This window comes from Fretibacterium fastidiosum, from assembly GCF_000210715.1.
GTDB lineage: Bacteria > Synergistota > Synergistia > Synergistales > Aminobacteriaceae > Fretibacterium > Fretibacterium fastidiosum.
The window spans coordinates 2,569,479-2,570,844 of record NC_021038.1 but is presented as its reverse complement, the minus strand read 5'-3'; the positions used below and the strand labels follow the sequence as shown (position 1 = coordinate 2,570,844).

Genomic DNA, 1,366 nt, shown 5'->3' with positions numbered 1-1,366 from the left:
GCTCTGGAAGGACGCGCAGAGGTCGGCCAGCGGCAGCCGGCCCCCCTCCGTCCCAAGGGCTTCAAGGCGCCGGACCTGCCACAGGAGCGCCGTCTTGAGTCCGCTGTAGCTGAATTCCACATGCTTCGTGTGCTGCAGGGGGACGGGGAAGGCGAAGGCGTCCGGGTTTCCGTCCTGCGCCAGGCGGTCGATCTCCGGCCCGCCGGGGTAGGGGAGCCCCAGGATGCGCGCGGCCTTGTCGTAGGCCTCGCCTGCCGCGTCGTCCCGCGTCTGGCCGAGGAGCTCGTAGCTGCCCAGGGCGTCCACCCGCACGATCTCCGTGTGCCCGCCCGAGACGATGAGCGACAGGAACGGGGGCTTCAGGTCCTCCGAGTCCACCATCGGGGCGAACAGGTGCCCCTCCAGGTGGTTGACCCCCAAGACCGGAACGTCCCAGGCCTGGGAGAGCGCCCGGGCTGCCTGTACCCCAACGATGAGGGAGCCCATGAGGCCCGGACCGCAGGTGACGGCGATGAGGTTCAGGTCCCGCCCGCTCACGCCTCCCTCCCGCAGCGCCGCCTCCACCAGAGGCAGGAGGTTCTCCAGGTGCTTTCGCGCCGCGAACTCCGGAACCACGCCGCCGAATCGCGCGTGGTCCCGAATCTGACTCGACAGGAGCTCCGCGAGGATTCGCCGTTCGCCCTGCAGGAGTGCCACCCCCGTGTCGTCGCAGCTGGTCTCGATGCCGAGCGTCAGGAAGTCGCTCATCGGGCCGGCGCCTCCAGGTCCGCGCTGTCCGGACCGAGCGCGAGGTGCACCCTGCGCCCCCCCTTCAGCGAGGGGACGCGAACGAGGAGCGTCCCCTCCGTGCCGGAGGGAAGCTCCCCGACGACTCGTATGCTGGCGTTGCCCAGCAGGTCCTCGGACGTCACGCGGTAGCCGTCGACCGTCAGGGCCGTGGGGTCGAAGTTCCAGTTTTTCTCCGCGCGGTAGCGAAGGGCCAGCACGTCGTGTCCCCGCATCCTCTCGGCGGCCTCCTTCCTGGAGGCGTAGTAGTTGCTCAGCGCGGCGACCACCCAGTCCTCCGCGCTGCCGTCGCGGTCCAGCAGCCGCATCAGCGAGCGCGGCAGCCACGTGACGTCGACGCGCGCCCGCGCGTTGAGCACGAGCTCATCCATAAACTGGGCGTCCACCCAAAGGCGGACCGTCCGCGCACCGATGACCTTCCTCCACGGAGAGGAGGGAGCCGCATCCGCGGAGAGCGCCGTCAGGACCGTTGCACACAGGAGAAGGACTCCCGCAAACTTTCTCATCATGACCTCAACCTTTCAAAGTCTTTGTTACTTTATCTCTCTTTATCCCTCTTTATCCCTGTCCCTCTTGCCGC

At 68.2% G+C, this 1,366-nt stretch carries 2 protein-coding genes; both read right to left on the bottom strand.

Annotation, left to right across the window (positions count from 1 at the left end):
* The coding region (gene tsaD / locus SY1_RS11615; protein ID WP_208873860.1) for a tRNA (adenosine(37)-N6)-threonylcarbamoyltransferase complex transferase subunit TsaD at window positions 1-747 on the bottom strand (747 nt) is incomplete at its 3' end.
* On the bottom strand, window positions 744-1,295 hold the full coding sequence (locus SY1_RS11610; RefSeq protein ID WP_015557132.1) for a hypothetical protein: 552 nt from the start codon (window positions 1,293-1,295) through the stop codon (window positions 744-746). The genes tsaD and SY1_RS11610, both read right to left, overlap by 4 nt.
* Window positions 1,296-1,366: the final 71 nt, after the last annotated feature.

Excerpts from the sequence above, each read along its gene's own strand:
- SY1_RS11610 (WP_015557132.1), bottom strand. The coding sequence starts at position 1,295 with ATGATGAGAAAGTTTGCGGGAGTCCTTCTCCTGTGTGCAACGGTCCTG.